The organism is Pseudoalteromonas sp. MB47, assembly GCF_011319765.1.
In the GTDB taxonomy this organism is placed as follows: Bacteria; Pseudomonadota; Gammaproteobacteria; order Enterobacterales; family Alteromonadaceae; genus Pseudoalteromonas; species Pseudoalteromonas simplex.
In genome coordinates this window covers 25,537-44,864 of the sequence record NZ_VFBD01000026.1, presented here as the reverse complement: position 1 = coordinate 44,864, position 19,328 = coordinate 25,537, and the positions used below count along the sequence as shown (strand labels likewise).

Genomic DNA, 19,328 nt, shown 5'->3' with positions numbered 1-19,328 from the left:
TAAACGCACTAAAAAGTTATGAAAGGCGGCCAAAAACCTAGCCTCGACCGCCTTTTGTAAGGTAATGCTATTGTTTCACTCTTATAAAGGGGCTAATCATTCCAGTAAAGAAAATCCCGCCTAATAGCCACCATAATGTATAGTCAGACTCTGTCTGTTTACCTTGTTCAACCTGTTCGAGTTTTTGGCCACTCACTTGCTGGCTAGCTGAACTTACACTGTTAGCAAGTTCTGGTGCCGCTTGCCCAGGTACTAAAGGAGCAAGGCCAAAGCCTGCATTTTGCTCTTTTACGAATTCGGTAAATATTTCATTGTCTGTAACTACATCATGTTGATTAGCAATTTCAGTGTAGGTTTCAAGCATTTTCTTCAGTGTCTCGGCATCAGCTTGCCAATAACCTTTGCGAACAGCCTCTAACATTCGCTCAATGATTTGTGCTAATGCTTCAGCGTTATGTTGCTCAAAGAATTCGCGCATTTGCATATCGTATTTATCATCAACATACACTTCAAAGAATTCTTGCCATTGATCATCTCTTACCGCGTCGGGGGTCATAACTTCCCAGCCCCACATGTTATTCATACGGTCTAAAATAGCGGTAGCCCCAGCATAACCTGAGTCTTGCATCGCTTTAATCCAACGAGGGTGGAAATAACGACTGCGCATCTCGTTACTGATAAACTGATCTAAAGTTTGAATTTTCTCCTGCCCCTTACGGCGCAAATTAGAGACATACATTTGTGGTGTTTTACCATCAATATTACGAACCGCTAGGCCGATGCCACCAAAGTATTGGAACGGATCATCATTTGTCATGAGTGCATAAAGGTTACTTGAACGAGAAAACACCACCCCATCAGTGCCCGACAACACCTTTTTGTATAGCCCTGTTTCTGATAAATTTTCGCTCCAGCGAGCCTCATCTTTACCAAAACCAAAGCCCATTCGATCTAAATACAAATTAGCTAGCTTACTATCATTTTCCCAGCTATCAGAGTCAAGCGCTCCTCCCGCAAGCCCTGTACCGTATGCACCACTTTCATTAGAGAAAATACGCACAGAAGATAAGTAATCTGCATCTTCTTCACTTTTACCTTCGTCTAATAATGTTTGCTTGAGGGTCATTGAGTGACGATAAACAAAGTTATTGTCTTCTTTCATCTTTGCCACTTTATCTATTGCCTCGGCAATCCAAAGCATGACATTAGGAAATGCATCACGGTACAAGCCTGTCGCAGAAACCACTACATCAATACGTGGCCTGCCAAGCTCTGAGTATGGGATCACTTCAGTGCCAACAATGTTGCCCTGATTATTCCACTTCGGCTTTATCCCCATTGCATGGAGAATTTGTGCTTCTAACGCACCTTGATGACGCATTGTTTCAAGTGACCAAAGTGAAAAAGCAAGCTTCTGTGGGTAGCGGCCATGTTCCGCTTGATACTGCTGTACAGTTTGTTCAAGCATCTTAACCCCAGCCTGATAAGCTTCTTTTGAAGGTACTTTCGCTGGGTTAAAGCCAATTAAGTTTCGACCTGTTGGTACAGCCGCCGGATTACGAATAGGGTCATTACCGTGGCTTACTGGTATATACTGACCATTTAAACCATTTAGCAAACCGGTGATTTCTTCACTTTTGTGAAAGTTTTGCCAGTACTCTTTTGCTGTCGCAATATCACTTTGTAACGACTCAGGGATGGCTAAGTTACTATTTTCACCCAGCACTCGCGCTAGTAACTGAAATCCTTCTAATGCCTCTAACTTTACAACCTTACGTTCGTCTTCACGTTCAGACTCGCCAATAGCAATACCTATTTCTCGCTCAAATTCACCTGCTTGTTTAGTGAAATCATCACCAAGCATTTGCAAAATAGTACTGTAAAGATGGGCATTGATTGGTAGCTCACCAAAAATATGAACTCCCAGCGGCTGGCTCATCTGTGCCAGTGTGTTCAAGTGATCTTGTAAGACGGTAATCTTGTCAGCAAATTGAGCAGCTAAAGTAGCTTCATCAAGATCGAGGTCTTTTAACATATTCAATTGCTTAGCAAGCTTAATTATTTCTTGCTGCGTATTTGATTTTGTTTGCCCTTCATCCAACATTAAATAGTTGGTGATCAGTTCGTTTAATTTTGCCACCTCAGTGTATAGCCCTGCTTTTGCAAAGCCTGGGGTTAAGTGACTTATCATGGTGGCACGACCACGACGCTTTGCCTGCATCGCTTCACCGACATTATCAATAATGTACGGATAGAAAACAGGAATATTGCCTATCGCTAAGTTTGGCGCATCATAAACCGATAAGCCTCGCTCTTTACCACTTAGCCACTCTTGTGAACCATGAGTACCTAAATGCACCACCGCATCAGCATTAAAAACATCACGTGCGTATAGATAAATAGCTAAATAACTATGATTGATGACCGATTTAGTACTGTGATACTGGGCAGCATGCTGCTTTGCCGTTTCACCACGCACACCTTGAGGAAGTACAATCATGTTACCCAGTTCCATGCGCGGAATGACAAACATCATTTCGCCATTGTGCATACGCAACATAGCGCTTTCACTTGGTTGACCATATTTATCAGTAATTGGCTGAGTGACATCCTGAGGCAGGCTATCAAACCAAGTTTGATAGATACTTAGCGGTAAATAATCTGCGAGTCCGAGTTTTACCAAGGCCTCAGCATCTTCACCACGATAATAAGGGCGAAGCAATTTACCCGCTTGCTCAACTAACGTGGCTGTATCCGTTTGTTTTACTTGGTAACCCTTTTCGTTCATCGCTTTTGCGATGTTAGCAATCGAACTTGGTACATCTAAAAATGCAGCGCCAATATTCTTCTCACCCGGCGGGTAGTTCCATATAAAAGTGGCGACTTTTTTATCTGTGTTTTTAATGTGCGCTAAATTGGCATGATTAAATGCCCGTTCAACCAACGCATTAAGTTGCGCTTGCATTGCCACCTTACTGCCTTTTTCATTAGCGGCAATAATAATTGGGTCGGTGCTACCCGTATCTTCTGGCATTACAAGAAAGAACGGAGTGAGTGCTGGTGATACACCCGCATGATCTTCTTTAAAAGCCTGTTCATCGCCTTCGGTATAGTTAAGTGCATGAATAACAGGCACACCAATTTGCATAAACTCTGCGCGACGCTTTTCAACATAGTGTAATGAACGATAGTTAATGATTAAATCTACCCGTGAACCGGTTTCATCACTTAGTAACTCTGGGTAAGTTAGTGCTTCGTCATTGCCTTCAAAGAAAAACGCCAATGCTTTCGCACCTTTGTTCTGAAGACCTGTAATTAATGCATCAACTATTTGTTGCTGTTCGTAATCAATGACTGAACGATGAATCGCTATCGCTATAACTGGTTGAGCTGGCTTAGCATCTAACCAATTAAAAAACTGCATTTCATCAGCACTAACATGGCCGTCAAACTCAGGATGATATAAACCAACGTTTGGAATGACTTTAACTGGCTCTGCTGGCACATCTGAGAGTTTAAAAATGGCATTTGCAATATAAAGCATCATATTACGGTAATTATCGCGCCCGGCATTATTGTAATAACCGCCAAGGTGAGTATGTTGCTGCTCAGATAAACCGCTATTCATTGCTGAGTTTTCCATATCACCGAGTGAGATCACTGGCACATTGGGGTACTCAGTTAAATATGGCTGATACTTAGCAAACATATATTTTGAAAGTGCAGGGTTGATGCCATCCAACAAAATCAGCTCGGCATTTTGCCAAGCTTGTTTAATCTCTTCGTCTGTTTTGCCTTTAGTACTAAAATTAGTAAAGGTGAACGGTTGATCTTCAGCAAGGCTTGTTAGCAATGCCCCTTTCGATTTAGCCACATGACCCGACATCATTATAAGTACTTCAGGCTTTTGTGCTGCATGTGAAGTCAGTGCGCTGAATAAAAGCAGCGCAAACGTTATTATTCTTATCATTGTGTATTCTCTTGTTTGCCCGTTGCTGAGCCATCACTTTCGGGGACATAAACAAAGCTACCGTCAGCCATTTTATAAGCCACACCAGCGCGCATGCCCTCGCCAGAACCGATTTCACCGTTAGATTTATATTGTTTAATTTCTTTGCCTTCTTTAACAATTACTTCCATATTTGGCTCACCGGCATTTTTAACAACAGTCACGTTTTCTGCAGTAAAAGGGCTGAGTGGGTTTTGTGCAATTGCAATAAGAAGTGCAGCAATAATCACCAGAAATACATCAACCAGATTAACGGCACTGACAATTGGGTTTAACTCTTCATCTTCGTCTAAAAAGCGCATGTTATTGCCCTCTTAATTTACGAATATTGATAAGTTCTTGAGCGCACCAACGTTTTTTAACCGAAGCTGGCCAAAACGTTAGGGTCGAAATAACCAAGCCCCAAATAACCGCTGCAAAGGCAATGATTAAATTTTCGCTGATCCCCTGAATGTTGCCATCGGCAAGGGCTTTTAATGCAGGTCCCATTGGGATCATCGTCGCAATTAGTCCAAGCATAGGTGCAATACGGGTAACAACTCTAAGTACTTCTAGTTGTTTTAACGCAAACACTTCAAGCTCATCCTCAGATGCAGTTGGATTCGCTACATAGTAATTATGGACATAAAAGCCTCTGTAATTCGTGGCCGTTTTAGTATCGATATCTCGCTGATAAGCAAGCTGATTTTTTCTTCTGATTAGATATTCAGATACAAACCTCCCTGCTGCGAAAAACGCATAAACAAAGAGTACTGCAATCACTAAAATCACAGGTGCCATTAGAAGAGCTGACACATCAGCCATAAGTTGTTCGATTATTTGGATATTCACATTATTGCCCCAGTAAATTTGACGGGCTCAAATGTACGTGAAAACACACACCATTACAATAATGCAAATAGGAACAATTTGCATTTATATTGATCTTTATAAAAATAGGCGTATTATTCTGGCAAAAATAAAACAGTTCTCTGTACACAAATAATATAAAGCTCCTAAGGAAACCAATAATGCGCCTAGCTAAAACACATTCTTTACGCATTTTAATCGCTGCGACTCTTGCAGCTTCTGCAACACCTACCATTGCCGATGAATCAATCAAAGCTGACGATTTAGAAGTAATTGTTGTTAGTGGCTCGCGTACTGAAAAACCATTAAAAGATGTTGCTGCGAGTATTTCTGTAATAACAAGTGACGATATTGAAAAACAAGTTGTTACTGATATGAGTCAATTATTCTTATATGACCCAAGTATTCAGGTAACTGGCCGTGTTGGCGGTGCACAAAACATTCAAGTACGAGGTATGGGTTCTGATCGTATTCTGATGATTAAAGACGGCATGCGAATGAACGAAGGCTACGGTGCAAACGGCTTGAACGATATTGTGGGTCGTGGCTTTATTGATACCGATACTTTAAAGCAGGTAGAAGTAGCAAAGGGTGCTGCATCTTCGCTTTATGGCTCAGATGCACTGGGCGGAATCGTGGTGTTTACAACTAAAGATGCAAGCGACTATTTACAAGACGGTGAGCAGTTTGGCGGCCGTGTGAAATTAGGTTACAGCGACTTAGATGATCAAACCAGTTTAGGTGCAACACTGTATGCTCAGCATGGTAACTTTGATCACCTATTAAGTGTAACCGCTCGTGATGGCGAGGAAGAGCAAAATAAACACCAAAGCAATGCGCCATTCGAAATTGATTCACAAAGCCTTCTTTACAAACTTAAATACAACATAAACGATAAAGATTACATTAACTTCTCTGCTGATCTGTGGCGCCAAGATGTCAATGGCGACAGTGCTGATGGCCTACTTACCTATTTCCGTGGCTTAGCAGAATATGGCTACAATATTGCCACCGAAAACACGCAAACCGAAAAAGACAGCGACTCATATCGCTTTAGTTACAACAATAATTCAGCCAATCGCTTATGGGATAGCGCTCAGTTTAACCTTTACTACACTAATAACCGCCAAGACGACCAAGAGTATGCGTTATTAGACATCAATGCGCCAATGTTTGGTACCGTTGAAATGCGTGACATGTGGAAAACAGGCACCTACGAGCAAACAACCTATGGTTTAATCTCCCATGCAAGTAAAGCCTTAAATAAACATCACACTCTTGGTTATGGTATTGATGTTGAAACAACCGAAAGCTTACGCACTGTGCATGAATATCGTGAAGTTGAAGGCGAAACAACCAAAGACGATACCACCAATAAGTTCCCTAAAAATGATACTCTTCGTGCTGGTTTATTCATCAATGACGAAATCTCATTACTAAACGACAAACTGGTTGTAACGCCAGGTGTTCGTTTTGATTATTACAGTATGGATCCAAACGGCGCTTTAAAAACAGATGGTGAAGAATACGCTAAAATTGATGAAAGCAACCTCTCATTTAATTTAGGTGGCTTATATTATATCAATGATATGTTGAGCGCTTATGCGCAATACGGGCAAGGCTTTAAAGTACCTGCTTATGACCTAGCTTACATTGAGCATTATAACCAACCTACCGCTGAATACATTTATGAAGTATTACCTGCGGATGATTTAGATCCAGAGAAAAGCGATACTTTCGAGCTTGGTTTACGTGGCCACATAGGCGATTTTATTGTTACAGCAGCGGTATTCCACAATAAGTTTGATGACTTTTTAGCAACCGAATTAATAGATCGTGAAACTGTATTTAATGACGACGGCTCATTTGGATATATCCACGATAAATATCAGTATCAGAACATTGACTCAGTAACCATCAAAGGCGCAGAGTTTTCAACAACTTACTATGCAACAGATGCTATTTCTGTGTTTTTGAATGCAAGTTATCAAGACGGTAAAAATGACGAAACCGATGAATACATCAGCTCAATCAACCCTCTATCAGGTAACTTGGGTGTGAGCTTCCAAGGTGACACATTTGGTAGTGATTTAATCGTTAACTTTGCTAAAAAAATGACCAAAGTGAACGAAGGCAATTACGAAACACCAGGCTATGGTACGGTTGATTGGTTAGCACGAGCAAGCATTGGTCAAGCTAATCTAAACTTAGCTATTCGCAACTTGTTCGACAAAACTTATTATCAGCATGGCAGCCTTGCGAACCACTCTGCATCAGATAGCTTAGAAGGGCTCGAAAGTTCTGGCCGTAGTATTTCTGCAAGCATTAGTTATAGCTTCTAATTAGTTTTTAAAACTTTGTCGAGTGCAACAATGCACTCGACTTATGGCATTAACTTTTTTGCCTGTACACTTTTGGCGACATGCCATACCAGCGATGAAATGCATGATGAAATGCACTAATTTCAGAGTAGCCACATAAAAAGGCTATTTCTGTGACTGATAAGTCTGTTTCGTTTAACAATGACACACTTTTTAGCTGTCTTAATCTTGCCAATTCTTTACTAAAATTTGTGCCCTCTTTTGCAAGACGTCGTTGCAGCGTTTTTTCACTCATATTAAGTGCTTTTGCCATTGCTTTACTGGTGGTTTGGCCTTGAATTAAATGCTCTTCAAGTAAAATTCTCAGCACCTGCGTCACATTCGTTTGCGTCACCAGTTTCATCTGGCTTGATAACACAGGTTCACTATCGGTATTTTCGCTAAAAAATAGGCTATGGGTCGTAGCGCCGTATTCAATTTTGCAATTAAAGTGCGCATTAATCTCACTATGAGGCTCTTTACGTTGCAAGCAAATTCGCGTTGGGTGCCAATCTTTTCCCTTTACAGTGCGCGCTATTTTTACACAAAACGCCATGGGCGCTTCGTAGCTTAGCAATGACATATCCCGCTCACCATCACTAAAGTTAAAACGAAGTTCATACTCACTACCGTGATCGATCAAAGACACATTATGGGTATCTCCCATCAATTTTTGATAACGCAATATCAACCGAAAAGCACTCAATAGCTGTGTTGACTGAATAATAGCCATACCTACTACCGGAATAGCCCGTACATTCATGTTACTGCCAACATAAAGGCCTAAATGCGTGTTTGGTAACATCGCTTGCGCCTGCTTCCAAAGCTTACTGACACTCGCTTGCGGGTATCGGGCTGTTTGGCTACTTAATTCTGCTAAAGGAATATTTGCCGCTGCAAACAACTCATTAATTGGTAAGCCCTGCCATTTAAACGACTCAGCCATAGCACGAAGCCACCAGCTTGATAAGGTTCTCATGCGCGTCCTAAACAAACAATTTAATGACCTATACTATCAAGTAAATAAAAGAATAAAAGCCTATTGTTAACCTGTAATTAACAACGGAGACAACAATATGGGCACTGTAGCAAGTAAACGCGAGTTCGCGAGCTTTAAAGAGTTTTACCCTTACTACTTACAAGAACATAAAAATAAAGTCTGTCGACGCTTACACTTCTTTGGCAGTTGGGTTGTTTTGGCTATTTTGTTTACCGCTATTTATCAGCAGCAATATAGCTGGTTAATTTTATGCCCTGTTGTGGGCTATGGCTTTGCTTGGGTTGGTCATTTCTTTTTTGAGAAAAATCGCCCCGCTACTTTTACACACCCTTTTTATAGCTTTATTGGTGATTGGGTGATGTTTAAAGACATTATTATTCGCAAAGTACCATTTTAGGAAAACACCATGACCATGAAACACACAGTATCAGAACAAGAATGGCAAGCCCGTGTTGAGCTCGCTGCCGCGTATCGCCTAGTGGCTTTATATGGCTGGGATGATTTAATTTTTACCCATATTTCAATGCGCGTTCCCGGCACAGACAACGAGTTTTTGATAAACCCGTATGGCATGATGTTTCACGAAATTACCGCATCAAGTCTTATCAAAGTAGATCAACAATGTAATAAGCTGCATGACAGCGAATACCCAGTTAATCCTGCGGGGTTTAATATTCATAGCTGTATTCATATGGCGCGTGATGATGCCCATTGCGTTATTCACACCCACTCACTCAATGGCACGGCAGTGTCTGCCAACAAAGACGGCTTATTGCCTATCTCTCAGCAAGCTGTTGTTGTGCACTCAGGTCTGGGTTATCACGACTACGAAGGCATTGCTCTTAATCCTGCAGAACAAGACCGTTTAGTGAATGACCTAGGTTCTAATAACTTTTTAATGCTACGTAATCATGGCCTATTAACTGTGGGTAAAACGGTCGCTGATGCATTTTTGTTTATGTATGTTTTTGAAGCTGCATGTGCTGTACAAACTCGTACTTCACAAAATACCGAGCACCTCGTACAAGTACCTAGCGCGATTATTGAGGGTATCAAAGGGCAAACTGAAGTTGCTACAAAGGGATTGGGTGGCGCAATTGCTTGGCCTGCCCTGCTGCGCTTACTCGACAATAAAAGCCCGGGTTACGATCAATAAGGATACACCATGCAAATTGATATCATGACTAAAATAGTGCTGCCTTTAGCACTATTTATCATCATGTTTGGCATGGGGTTAGGGCTTAAAAAGCAAGACTTTGGGGCGTTATTTATTAGCCCCAAAGCATTTTCAATAGGCTTAAGCTGCCAACTACTGTTATTGCCAAGCGTTGCGTTTTTAATAGCAATGAGTTTTACCCTAACCCCTGAGCTCGCTATAGGCCTGATCTTAGTGGCTTGCTGCCCGGGTGGTGTGACTTCAAATCTCTATACCTATTTATTCAAAGGGGATGTTGCGCTGTCAATAAGTCTAACAACGCTAGCAACATTTATCTCACCGTTTACCTTGCCACTAATTATGCATTTTGCCATGCAAACAATGAGTGTGCCGGGCCACGAATTCGCTTTGCCAGTGATTAAAACCATAGTGCAAATGCTAATGATAACGGTACTTCCTGTTTGCTTAGGAATGGTATTTAATCACTTTAAACCCCATTTGAGCTTGAAAATAGAACCCTTTATACGTCGTTTTTCGAGTGTATTCTTAATTGTGATAGTACTTAGCATTATTCATAAAAATGCTGACCAAATGCTGAGCTTTTTTGCGACCAGTGGCATTGCAACGCTGACATTAAACCTCAGCACGCTGTTACTTGGGCTGTTTTTTGCAAAAATATCGGGCTTAGATCACAAGCAACAAATGAGCATTGCGGTTGAAGTTGGGCTACAAAATGGCACCCTTGCCATTTTAATTGCAAGTACCTTAATCAATAATGCCGCGATGGCAATACCTGGTGCAACATATAGCTTATCAATGTTTGTAACGGGTTATATTTTTTGTCGCTTATTTAGCGCGCATCATACAAAGCACCTTGCCATTCTCAACAAAGCTTAAAAGCCAAAAGTGATGACTAAAAACAAGGATGTTTTTAGCATGAAGAGCACATCCCCCAAAAGTAATAACAAAGTTCATCAACCATCTTAACTAATAACTTTCTATTTATTTTTCAAAACTATACCTAAATTATTAGTTGTCAGATTAACACTGTGGTCAGTCTTGTTTAATAGCATTTTTTCATTCACTATCAATTTATGGCTTGTCATATAAGGACATATTGTGGCCGAACTTACTAACACTAAATTGCCTGTCCATATTGCTGAATTAAAGTTTGCACTTGATAACGTACCTGCATACGTTTATATAAAAAACGAACTATCCCATTATGTATATGCTAATAAACTTACACTCAGTCTACTGGCGTGCACAGAACAGGAACTTCAATTCAAAAGCGATAAAGATTTTTTTGCGCTTAATGATGTTAAGAAACTAGCTAAAATCGATTCGCGTGTGATCAAAGGAGAGCGCACCCGAGAAGAAGTGGAGTTAAATTTCCCTGATGGAAACAAATATATTTTTTGGGAAGTAAAAACTCCAATTTTTTGTGACACAGAGCCAAATAAGGTTATTGGGATTTTAGGTATTTCGACAGATATTACTGAACGAAAACAACTTGAAAAACAGCTCCTCTATGATGCATCTACAGATCCTTTAACAAAACTCTTAAACCGCCGATATTTTTATTCTCGCCTATCACTTGCGTTACAAGTTAGTAAACAAGACCTAAACTATGGTGCTGTCATCTTTATCGATCTTAACAAGTTTAAAGAGTTAAACGACCAATATGGTCATCTCATTGGAGATGCATACCTTATAGAAGTTGCTAACAGGATGAAAGCGGTCGTTCGCGACAAAGACTGTTTAGCGCGCATCGGCGGGGATGAATTCGTAATCATGCTTGAAAGGCTTGGCCGTGATGAACAAGCCGCCAAAAAAAACGCTCATCGTGTTGCCGATAAACTACAATCAGCAATTGAAACCCAATTTATATACCAAAATGTCAATTACTTCGGCTCTGCGAGTGTTGGGGTTACTATGTTTTTTGGAACTCAGAAATCGGCCAATGAAATTGTCGCACAAGCTGACCAAAAAATGTACCTTATAAAACGAACTTTGCCTCACCATGCTAATTGTTAGTTTTTAGGACAAAAATTTAATGAGCGAATTAAAAACACAGCCCAATGATGCCAATGTAGATACATTTATTAGCCGTATTGAACATCCAACCAGAAAGGCAGATGCAAACGTGTTACTCGAACTATTTAGTAAAGTAACCAAACAAACTCCCGTCATGTGGGGCGACTCAATCATTGGTTTTGGTAACTACAGATATCGCAACTCAAAAGGGGAATACAACTGGTTGATGACTGGCTTTTCACCACGAAAAAGCAATTTAACCCTATATATAATGCAAGGGTTTAGCACTTTCAGTGATGAACTTTTAACGCTAGGCAAAATAAAGCACGCTAAATCATGCCTTTACATTAATAAACTCAGCGATATTGACCTAAATGCGCTTGAGCAATTCTTAATTAAAGTTGTGGCAGATATGCGAGCAAAGTACCAATGTAGTTAATGGCTATAAACTGCTTAAAATCTATCTATCTGATGTATAGCTTTCTGAATGTAGTGACATATGCTGTTACTATTACTCGCTAATTTAGCCTTATAAATCATTGGCGCAGCTTGCTTTGTGGTGGTAATCTGAGCTGTGAAAAATAATTTTAATTGTATCTAAGGAAAGTACATGGATCCCATTTCTAGCATTTTAGACCTGTTGTTAAATGTAGAAGTCTTTCTTCTAATTTTTGTTTTAGTGCTACTAAAAAGCAGCGTTAAATTTGTGCCACAAAACCGTGCTTGGTTAATCGAACGTTTTGGTAAATACCATTCAACCAAAGAAGCGGGCTTAAACTTTATTGTGCCATTTATTGACCGTATAGCCGCTGATCGCAGTTTAAAAGAACAAGCGCAAGATGTACCTTCGCAGTCTGCGATCACGAAAGATAATATCTCGCTCATCGTCGATGGTGTGCTGTATTTCCGTGTGCTTGACCCTTATAAAGCCACGTATGGTGTTGATGACTATGTGTTTGCGGTTACTCAACTATCACAAACAACAATGCGCTCTGAGCTTGGCAAAATGGAGCTAGATAAAACCTTTGAAGAGCGCGACATGTTAAACACCAACATAGTTACCGCGATTAACCAAGCTTCTGAGCCTTGGGGTATTCAGGTTTTACGTTACGAGATTAAAGATATTGTGCCACCTAACTCTGTCATGGAAGCGATGGAAGCACAAATGAAAGCAGAACGTGTAAAACGTGCACAAATTTTAGAATCAGAAGGTGATCGTCAGTCTGCTATCAATGTGGCAGAAGGTAAAAAGCAAGCCCAAGTTCTTGCAGCAGAAGCTGAAAAAGCAGAGCAAATTTTACGTGCTGAAGGTGAAGCAAAAGCGATTATCGCCGTTGCTGAAGCACAAGCTGATGCACTACGTAAAGTAGGTGAAGCCGCCGATACAGAGCAAGGCCAAAAAGCAATTCAACTTGACCTTGCTACTAAAGCCATTGCCGCTAAAGAAGCCATTGCTCGTGAGTCATCTGTGGTATTACTGCCAGAGAGTGGCACAGATGCAAGCTCGCTTGTAGCTCAAGGCATGTCTATTATTAACTCTTTGAATAAAAAGCAACAAAGTTAGGTGAGCTAATGGCATTTTTAGATACCCATTTAGCCGAAGCACTGATGATTATTGGTGTTATCGCGCTCATTGTTGAAGTTGCTGTACTAGGTATGAGTACTTATGTATTACTGTTTTTAGGCTTATCTTTATTTGCCAGTGGCTTACTAATGAATATAGGCCTACTTGATACAAGTTACACCACCGCGCTTTGGAGCAATATCGTGTTTACTCTTGGTTTTGCACTCGTGCTTTGGAAACCACTCAAACGCATGCAAGATAAAACCGATACAACACCAATACATAGCGATTTTGCTGAACTTACCTTTGTCGTTAACGCTGATGTTGATGATAAAGGTTTAACCACGCATCAGTATTCGGGGATTACATGGCAATTAAAAAGTCACTTTCCCATTGCAGCGGGTAGCACAGTAAAAGTCACCGATAAACAAGTCGGTGTACTTTGGGTAGAGGCGATATAACTCAGCTAGCGTCAAACTTCACTTAGAGTCAAAACTCTATTTCGTTTTGTAACCGTGTTTGTTATGGTTAGAAGCATTCACGGTTACAAGCAAGGTTGCGAAAATGAACAATAACAGGGCTCTCGTTGTAGAAGGTGGCGCAATGCGTGGTATTTTTGCCACTGGCGTACTGGATTCTTTTATTCAAGCTAATTACCAACCTTTTACTCAATGCTATGGTGTTTCTGCCGGAGCCACTAACATTGCCGCTTATTTGTGCGCACAATACAAACGTAACCATGCGGTGATCACCGATTACTCTTGCAGACCTGAGTTCATCGACTTTGTTCGATTTATTAGAGGTGGCCACCTATTTGATTTAGACTGGCTGTGGCAAGAAACCATGCGTGATATTCGCCTTGATCTCGACACTTTCGAAAAACAAGCCAGTGAGTTTTATATTGTCACAACCAATATAAAAACTGGTCAGGCTGAGTATTTAAAAGCAAGTACAACACTTCTTGAAGAGCAATTAAAAGCCTCATGCGCACTACCCATTGCTTATCGAGAATTTCCCGTTATCGATAATTTACAACTCACTGATGGCGGCGTGGCAGATTCGATTCCAATTCGTAAAGCATACGAAATGGGCAATAAAGAAATCACCGTGATTTTATCTCAGCCTCTTGGCTATAAGAAAAAGCCTTCAAAAGCGCCGTGGTTTGTTAAACGTCTTTATAAGAACACCCCGGCATTAGCAGAAGCCACCTTAAGACGTGCAGAAAATTACAATCAAAGTATTGATTTTATTGCCAACCCACCAAGCGATTGTAAAATTAATATTATTGCACCACCACCCGACTTTGCTGTTGGTCGAACAACGAAATCATTTGAAAAACTCAGTGCAGGCTATGAAATGGGCTTAAATGCGGGCTCGCAATTTTTAACTCAAGGCGCCTAAGCTAACACTTTAAAAATAGGCGCTGTTTTCAAGCGTTTTCGGTGCCATTGGCTATACTTTAAAGAGTTACGTTAGCCAAGGATTGACCATGAAACTCTTCTTACCTTTTATCACTGCCTTCAGGGTATTAATACTCTCTTCTTTATGTTTATGTTCATTTTTTAGCAAAGCTATTGAGTGGCCTCAACAAGTAAAAACAAACCAAGGCACACTCATTGTTTACCAGCCACAACCCGAGAAACTAAACGGTAATACTTTAACAGCCCGTGCAGCAATGTCATTTTCGGCTTCAGGTAATGACGCAGTGTTCGGCGTGTTTTGGTTTAGAGCTAAATTAGATACTGACCGCGAAAACGATACCGTCACCGTTCGCAATATGACAGTCACCGATGTACGCTGGCCTGAGTCAAAAGATGCTGGAGAACAAAAATTTACTGCTGTCGTTAATGAAGCAATAAAAGCCAGCCAATTCGAAACCTCGCTTTCGCAACTCACCGCCAGCCTTGAAAGTGCAGAAGCAGCAGAGCAGAGTTTAACGCAATTAAAAACCGACCCTCCAACGATTATAGTCAAAGAGCAACTGTCGGTACTGCTGAGTTTTGATGGTGAACCTAAGTTTAGTCAAGTTGAAAACAGCCAATATGAGCGTGCTTTAAACACCGCCATGACAGTGATTAAAGATAGTAAAAGTAAACTTTGTTATCTCACCGATGGGCAATTTTGGTATCAGGCAAAACAAGCCAAAGGGCCTTATGAATTCACTCAAACGCCGCCTACCGAACTTGTAAAAATGCTCCCTAAAGATACTGAAAGTTCAGGTCTTAGTGCGCCACCAGCTATAGTCGTGGCGACTAAACCCACTGAGCTCATTGCCACCGATGGCGCAGCTAAATGGAAAAGTCTAACCGGTGGCGAGCTCATGTATGTGTTTAACACTGAAACCCCGTGGCTACGTGAAATGCAAACGAATAACATGTATGTCTTGTTATCTGGGCGCTGGTATCGCGCAAAACAACAAACAGGCCCGTGGACATTTGTACGCGGCGACGAACTACCCGAAAGCTTTGCCAATATTCCACCTGAATCAGATTTAGCTGGTCTAAGAGTTTCAGTTGCCGGCACAGAAGAAGCTGACGAAGCTGTACTAGATGCAAAAGTGCCGCAAACAGCGGCTATCAGCCGTAAAGATACCAGTTTAACTGTGTACTATGATGGCAAACCTAAGTTTGAACGTATCCCGGGCACGCAAGTTTCTTATGCTATTAATACCGATGCACAAGTGCTGCAAATTAAAGGCAAATATTATGCAGTCGATAATGCGGTGTGGTTTAAAGCAAACTCCGCCCAAGGACCATGGCTTGTTGCTGATAGCATTCCAAAAGACGATATTGCAAAAATTCCTCCAAGCTCCCCCGTTTACAACGTCACTTACGTCGAGATCTACGAGTCAACTCCTGAGGTGGTGTATGTTGGTTATTACCCAGGTTACATGTGGTCATACCCTTATTATGGTGTGCCAGTTTATGGAACGGGTTGGTATTACCCGCCATACTGGGGCGGTGGCTACTACTACCCTCGCCCACCGACTTGGGGTTTTAATATTGGCTATAACAACTGGACAGGTTGGTCGTTTGGCTTGAGCTGGAGCAATGGCTTTTTGAATCTAGGTATGAATTGGCATGTCGGCTGGCCAACAAATTACCGACCTTATCATTGCTGTAATGGCTGGTATGGCGGTGGTTACCGCGGCCCTATTATTATTAATAATGGCAACATCAATATTGGTAACAAGATTAATGTCGGCCATAAACCAGGTCATCTTAATAAACAGCCAAGACATAACATTTATAAACGCGATAAAAGTAAATCTCGTCTAGCTTCAAAGCAGCAAGTGAAACGCGATTTAAAAACCGCCATCAGCCAACGCGATAAGGCAAACAACGTGTTTGCGGATAAAAATGGAAACGTGCTCAAGCATGATGCCGATAAATGGCAACAACGTGTTGAGGGAAAATGGCAAACAATACCTTCTGATAAACAGCAACAAATCAAAGATCGGGCACAAAACATTGACCGCCAGCAAGTGCAAAATAAATTGCAAAGCATAGATAAAAGTAAAGCGAAACAAGCATTACAGCAGCGTCAGCATATGCAAAACAGGCAGCAAAATCGTATGCAGCAATTAAATCGCGCGAACAGAGCACGTCAGCAAGGTATGCAGCGTCAACAAATGCGCCGTAATACACAAAGACAGATACCAAGGCAAATGCCTAATCGCGGCCATTAATGTAAAAATAGGAACAAAACAAAGCCAACGTGAAAATTGGCTTTGTTGCCTACAATATAAAGGCTGCATATGGTGACTTTACTAACTAAATGAGGTCTATCAAAAGAAAAACCCATCAAACAATTGCAAAAACTTGCTTAAAACCATTTCTCTATTAGTTTTAATAATAAGTCCCTACAAAAGTTTGCTCGCTCATGTTAAATAACTACACTGTTCGTACGAGATTAGCTGTCTTAGCTTTGTTACCAGTTGCTGTTTTTGTGATCACATCTATTTTCACGATGTCGATGATGTCTAATATGGTCAAAGGAATTGATAGTTTGTATAGAGACAGAGTACTTCCGTTAGAGCAAATAAAAACAGTATCGGACAATTACGCTGTTAACATTGTTGATTTATTTCATAAATACCGCGCTGATCAAATCTCCAAAACTGACTTTCTAGCCGCAGTTGAAAACGCAAAGAATGTTGCTGACAATAAATGGAAAAGCTATTTAGCAACAAAACTCACTTCCGAAGAACAACGCTTAGTTAATATTGTTGAAAAGAATCTCTCTGTAGTCGAAAGTGAACTTAGCAGGTTTTTAAACCAAGTTAACAGTAACCAGCTAAAAGCGATCCCTAATGAGGTGTTTGTAAAAGAACTTTACGACGTGTTTGACCCTCTCAGTGAAAGTTATCAAGGTCTGATTAATTTACAGATCAATGAAGCCAACAAATTTAAAAATGCGGCAGATAAAGACTTTTCCCAAGTCACTATCGCAATGACAGCTTCGATAACTATTTTAATTATTATCTTGTTGTTTATTGCCTTTGTTATTTATCGTTCTATTCACAACCCTCTGTTATCGCTAAGCGAAACAATAGGTTCAATCTCTGAAAACGCTGATTTGCGGCTCCGCGCAAAAACCCATGGTAATGATGAGATAGCTCAGGCAGCAAACCACTTTAACGCTATGATGGAGCGCATTCATGCTCTTGTTAATGATGTAACCAGCGCAACACTTACTCTCTCATCTGCCGCTGAGCAAATGAACTCAATTAGCGACCAAGTTGCCAGCACTGCCACTGAACAAGAACAACAATCGGCAATGATTGCTACTGCTATTACGCAAATGAGCAGTGCTATTGAACAAGTTGCAGCTAATGCGCTTGCGACTTCAGAAAAAGCCACCCACACAGATAAGACAGCGAAGCTTGGCCAACAGTCTGTACAAGAAAATATCGATGCAATTAACCACTTGTCGCATATAGTTAATACCAATACTCAACTTATCAATGAGTTAAATACACAATCAACAGATATCAATCAAGTGGTAATGATGATTCAAGGGGTTGCTGAACAAACCAATTTACTTGCGTTAAATGCGGCCATTGAAGCAGCACGCGCAGGTGAGTCGGGTCGCGGTTTCGCTGTGGTGGCTGATGAAGTAAGGCAGCTTGCGCACAACACGCAAAAAGCCACAGCGAGTATTAACGAAATGATCAGTAAACTACAAGCAATGGCGCAGCAAGCAGTGACCGCCATGGGCAATGCCGACGAAAGTGCTAAACAAAGTGTTGAATACGCAGAACGCTCATCACAATTACTGACTGAAATCACTCAAGAAATGGCACTTATTGCCGATATGAACAACGAAGTTTCTACCGCAACAGATGAGCAAACAATCGTTGCCAACGAACTTAGTTGTAATATAAATGAATTTAGCAGTAGTATTTCACTAGTTAGCGAAAGCTCGCAGCAAAACGCTCAAGCAAGTCAAGAATTAGCTTCATTAGCGTCGCGATTACAGCAACAGGTCCATGTATTCAAAGTATGATGGGCAACTGATTACTTTGCACACAGAGAACCTAATAAATGACTACAATTTGGCGCCTGTTATTATTATTTTTAGCTTTGCATTGTTCTTACGCAATCGCGCAAAGTCAAATTGTAATCCAACTTGCTAAACCTATTTATACTGATGCAGTCAAACAGCAGTACATTCATAAAATACTTACGAAAAGCTTTGCCGCGGTAAATGCTGATATTATCATCCGATATGATTCGCAACCAATGAATGATAAACGAATAGTAGAGCAACTTAGCCACAACAAAGCCATAACTCTCGCCTGGCTATCTTTACCTTCTCAGTTAAGTAATACCTTAGTAAAAACAACTATTCCTATTTATAAGGGCTTACACGGTAAGCGGCTACTAATTATTCATAAAAAAGAGCAACTAAAATTTAAAGCTATCAAAAACTTGGAACAATTAAGGCCGCTACTTGCAGTGCAACAACAAAGCTGGTCAGATTATGATGTGCTAAAAGCAAATGGTTTATCTGTAAATGGAGAGCTTGATTACGCAGGAATGGTCAAAGCACTTGAAAGTGGTCTAGCAGATTACTTTCCTCGTTCAGCATTAGCAATAGGTGTAGAACTTCAGCGACTACAACAAACAAACTTTGTCATTGCGCCAGACATTATGTTGCAATACCCCAATGACTATTACTTTTACTTAAGTAAAGAAAATCAAAATATTAGGGATTTGCTAGAACAAGGCATGCAAAAGATACAGCAATCGGGTGAACTTGAGCAGCTTTATTTACAACACTTTGGTGATGTTGAAAAGCAATTTTCTTTAAGTCAACGCCACATCATAAACTTAAAAAATAGGGAATAA

Annotated in this window: 16 protein-coding genes; 12 read left to right on the top strand and 4 right to left on the bottom strand. The window is 40.7% G+C overall.

From position 1 onward, the window contains the following. Positions 1-67 precede the first annotated feature (67 nt). The 3 genes from cobN to IMPJCBKJ_RS14120 are packed head-to-tail and all read right to left on the bottom strand — an operon-like array spanning position 68 to position 4,840. Positions 68-3,970 carry a cobaltochelatase subunit CobN gene (gene cobN / locus IMPJCBKJ_RS14130; protein WP_166340750.1) on the bottom strand — a complete coding sequence of 1,301 codons (3,903 nt, stop codon included), beginning with the start codon at positions 3,968-3,970 and terminating at the stop codon, positions 68-70. Next, complete coding sequence (locus tag IMPJCBKJ_RS14125) at positions 3,967-4,311, bottom strand: DUF2149 domain-containing protein (protein WP_054554591.1); 345 nt, start codon at positions 4,309-4,311, stop codon at positions 3,967-3,969. Before IMPJCBKJ_RS14125 ends, cobN begins: the two co-directional genes overlap by 4 nt. A gap of 1 nt (position 4,312) precedes the next feature. Further along, the gene (locus IMPJCBKJ_RS14120; protein WP_054554592.1) at positions 4,313-4,840 is read right to left on the bottom strand and encodes a MotA/TolQ/ExbB proton channel family protein; all 528 of its coding nucleotides are present in this window, start codon (positions 4,838-4,840) and stop codon (positions 4,313-4,315) included. A gap of 179 nt (positions 4,841-5,019) precedes the next feature. Between IMPJCBKJ_RS14120 and IMPJCBKJ_RS14115 the strand changes: the two genes are divergently transcribed. After that, on the top strand, positions 5,020-7,200 hold the full coding sequence (locus IMPJCBKJ_RS14115; RefSeq protein WP_166340749.1) for a TonB-dependent hemoglobin/transferrin/lactoferrin family receptor: 2,181 nt from the start codon (positions 5,020-5,022) through the stop codon (positions 7,198-7,200). Positions 7,201-7,249: 49 nt separating this feature from the next. On the opposite strand, the gene IMPJCBKJ_RS14110 is transcribed toward IMPJCBKJ_RS14115, so the two are convergent. Beyond that, on the bottom strand, positions 7,250-8,197 hold the full coding sequence (locus tag IMPJCBKJ_RS14110) for an AraC family transcriptional regulator (protein WP_166340748.1): 948 nt from the start codon (positions 8,195-8,197) through the stop codon (positions 7,250-7,252). Positions 8,198-8,294: 97 nt separating this feature from the next. On the opposite strand from IMPJCBKJ_RS14110, the gene IMPJCBKJ_RS14105 reads away from it, so the two are divergent. From IMPJCBKJ_RS14105 to IMPJCBKJ_RS14055, 11 genes are all read left to right on the top strand, one after another. Beyond that, on the top strand, positions 8,295-8,615 hold the full coding sequence (locus IMPJCBKJ_RS14105; RefSeq protein WP_054553946.1) for a DUF962 domain-containing protein: 321 nt from the start codon (positions 8,295-8,297) through the stop codon (positions 8,613-8,615). Between the two features lie 9 nt (positions 8,616-8,624). Beyond that, positions 8,625-9,374 carry a class II aldolase/adducin family protein gene (locus IMPJCBKJ_RS14100; protein WP_206004254.1) on the top strand — a complete coding sequence of 250 codons (750 nt, stop codon included), beginning with the start codon at positions 8,625-8,627 and terminating at the stop codon, positions 9,372-9,374. Positions 9,375-9,383: 9 nt separating this feature from the next. Further along, a complete protein-coding gene (locus IMPJCBKJ_RS14095; RefSeq protein ID WP_166340747.1) occupies positions 9,384-10,271 on the top strand; it encodes a bile acid:sodium symporter family protein in 888 nt (295 codons plus the stop codon). Between the two features lie 222 nt (positions 10,272-10,493). Further along, positions 10,494-11,411 (top strand): GGDEF domain-containing protein, encoded by a 918-nt coding sequence (locus IMPJCBKJ_RS14090; RefSeq protein WP_138599411.1) that lies wholly within the window; start codon positions 10,494-10,496, stop codon positions 11,409-11,411. Positions 11,412-11,430: 19 nt separating this feature from the next. Then, positions 11,431-11,850: a DUF1801 domain-containing protein gene (locus IMPJCBKJ_RS14085; protein ID WP_166340746.1), complete on the top strand. Its 420-nt coding sequence runs from the start codon at positions 11,431-11,433 to the stop codon at positions 11,848-11,850. A 171-nt stretch (positions 11,851-12,021) separates the two neighbouring features. Beyond that, complete coding sequence (locus tag IMPJCBKJ_RS14080) at positions 12,022-12,975, top strand: slipin family protein (RefSeq protein ID WP_130052753.1); 954 nt, start codon at positions 12,022-12,024, stop codon at positions 12,973-12,975. Positions 12,976-12,983: 8 nt separating this feature from the next. Then, positions 12,984-13,436, top strand: coding sequence for an activity regulator of membrane protease YbbK (locus tag IMPJCBKJ_RS14075; RefSeq protein WP_054553951.1), 453 nt, complete (start codon positions 12,984-12,986; stop codon positions 13,434-13,436). 103 nt (positions 13,437-13,539) lie between these two features. Next, positions 13,540-14,376: a patatin family protein gene (locus IMPJCBKJ_RS14070; RefSeq protein WP_166340745.1), complete on the top strand. Its 837-nt coding sequence runs from the start codon at positions 13,540-13,542 to the stop codon at positions 14,374-14,376. A gap of 88 nt (positions 14,377-14,464) precedes the next feature. Next, positions 14,465-16,663 carry a DUF3300 domain-containing protein gene (locus tag IMPJCBKJ_RS14065; protein WP_166340744.1) on the top strand — a complete coding sequence of 733 codons (2,199 nt, stop codon included), beginning with the start codon at positions 14,465-14,467 and terminating at the stop codon, positions 16,661-16,663. Between the two features lie 194 nt (positions 16,664-16,857). Beyond that, the gene (locus IMPJCBKJ_RS14060) at positions 16,858-18,483 is read left to right on the top strand and encodes a methyl-accepting chemotaxis protein (protein WP_166340743.1); all 1,626 of its coding nucleotides are present in this window, start codon (positions 16,858-16,860) and stop codon (positions 18,481-18,483) included. A 38-nt stretch (positions 18,484-18,521) separates the two neighbouring features. Continuing rightward, positions 18,522-19,328 (top strand): transporter substrate-binding domain-containing protein, encoded by an 807-nt coding sequence (locus IMPJCBKJ_RS14055; protein WP_138618339.1) that lies wholly within the window; start codon positions 18,522-18,524, stop codon positions 19,326-19,328.

What these genes read in the sequence shown, in the direction of transcription:
- cobN (WP_166340750.1), bottom strand. Translation starts at nt 3,970, where the DNA reads ATGATAAGAATAATAACGTTTGCGCTGCTTTTATTCAGCGCACTGACT.
- IMPJCBKJ_RS14125 (WP_054554591.1), bottom strand. Translation starts at nt 4,311, where the DNA reads ATGCGCTTTTTAGACGAAGATGAAGAGTTAAACCCAATTGTCAGTGCC.
- IMPJCBKJ_RS14115 (WP_166340749.1), top strand. Translation starts at nt 5,020, where the DNA reads ATGCGCCTAGCTAAAACACATTCTTTACGCATTTTAATCGCTGCGACT.
- IMPJCBKJ_RS14110 (WP_166340748.1), bottom strand. Translation starts at nt 8,197, where the DNA reads ATGAGAACCTTATCAAGCTGGTGGCTTCGTGCTATGGCTGAGTCGTTT.
- IMPJCBKJ_RS14105 (WP_054553946.1), top strand. Translation starts at nt 8,295, where the DNA reads ATGGGCACTGTAGCAAGTAAACGCGAGTTCGCGAGCTTTAAAGAGTTT.
- IMPJCBKJ_RS14100 (WP_206004254.1), top strand. Translation starts at nt 8,625, where the DNA reads ATGACCATGAAACACACAGTATCAGAACAAGAATGGCAAGCCCGTGTT.
- IMPJCBKJ_RS14095 (WP_166340747.1), top strand. Translation starts at nt 9,384, where the DNA reads ATGCAAATTGATATCATGACTAAAATAGTGCTGCCTTTAGCACTATTT.
- IMPJCBKJ_RS14085 (WP_166340746.1), top strand. Translation starts at nt 11,431, where the DNA reads ATGAGCGAATTAAAAACACAGCCCAATGATGCCAATGTAGATACATTT.
- IMPJCBKJ_RS14080 (WP_130052753.1), top strand. Translation starts at nt 12,022, where the DNA reads ATGGATCCCATTTCTAGCATTTTAGACCTGTTGTTAAATGTAGAAGTC.
- IMPJCBKJ_RS14075 (WP_054553951.1), top strand. Translation starts at nt 12,984, where the DNA reads ATGGCATTTTTAGATACCCATTTAGCCGAAGCACTGATGATTATTGGT.
- IMPJCBKJ_RS14070 (WP_166340745.1), top strand. Translation starts at nt 13,540, where the DNA reads ATGAACAATAACAGGGCTCTCGTTGTAGAAGGTGGCGCAATGCGTGGT.
- IMPJCBKJ_RS14065 (WP_166340744.1), top strand. Translation starts at nt 14,465, where the DNA reads ATGAAACTCTTCTTACCTTTTATCACTGCCTTCAGGGTATTAATACTC.
- IMPJCBKJ_RS14060 (WP_166340743.1), top strand. Translation starts at nt 16,858, where the DNA reads ATGTTAAATAACTACACTGTTCGTACGAGATTAGCTGTCTTAGCTTTG.
- IMPJCBKJ_RS14055 (WP_138618339.1), top strand. Translation starts at nt 18,522, where the DNA reads ATGACTACAATTTGGCGCCTGTTATTATTATTTTTAGCTTTGCATTGT.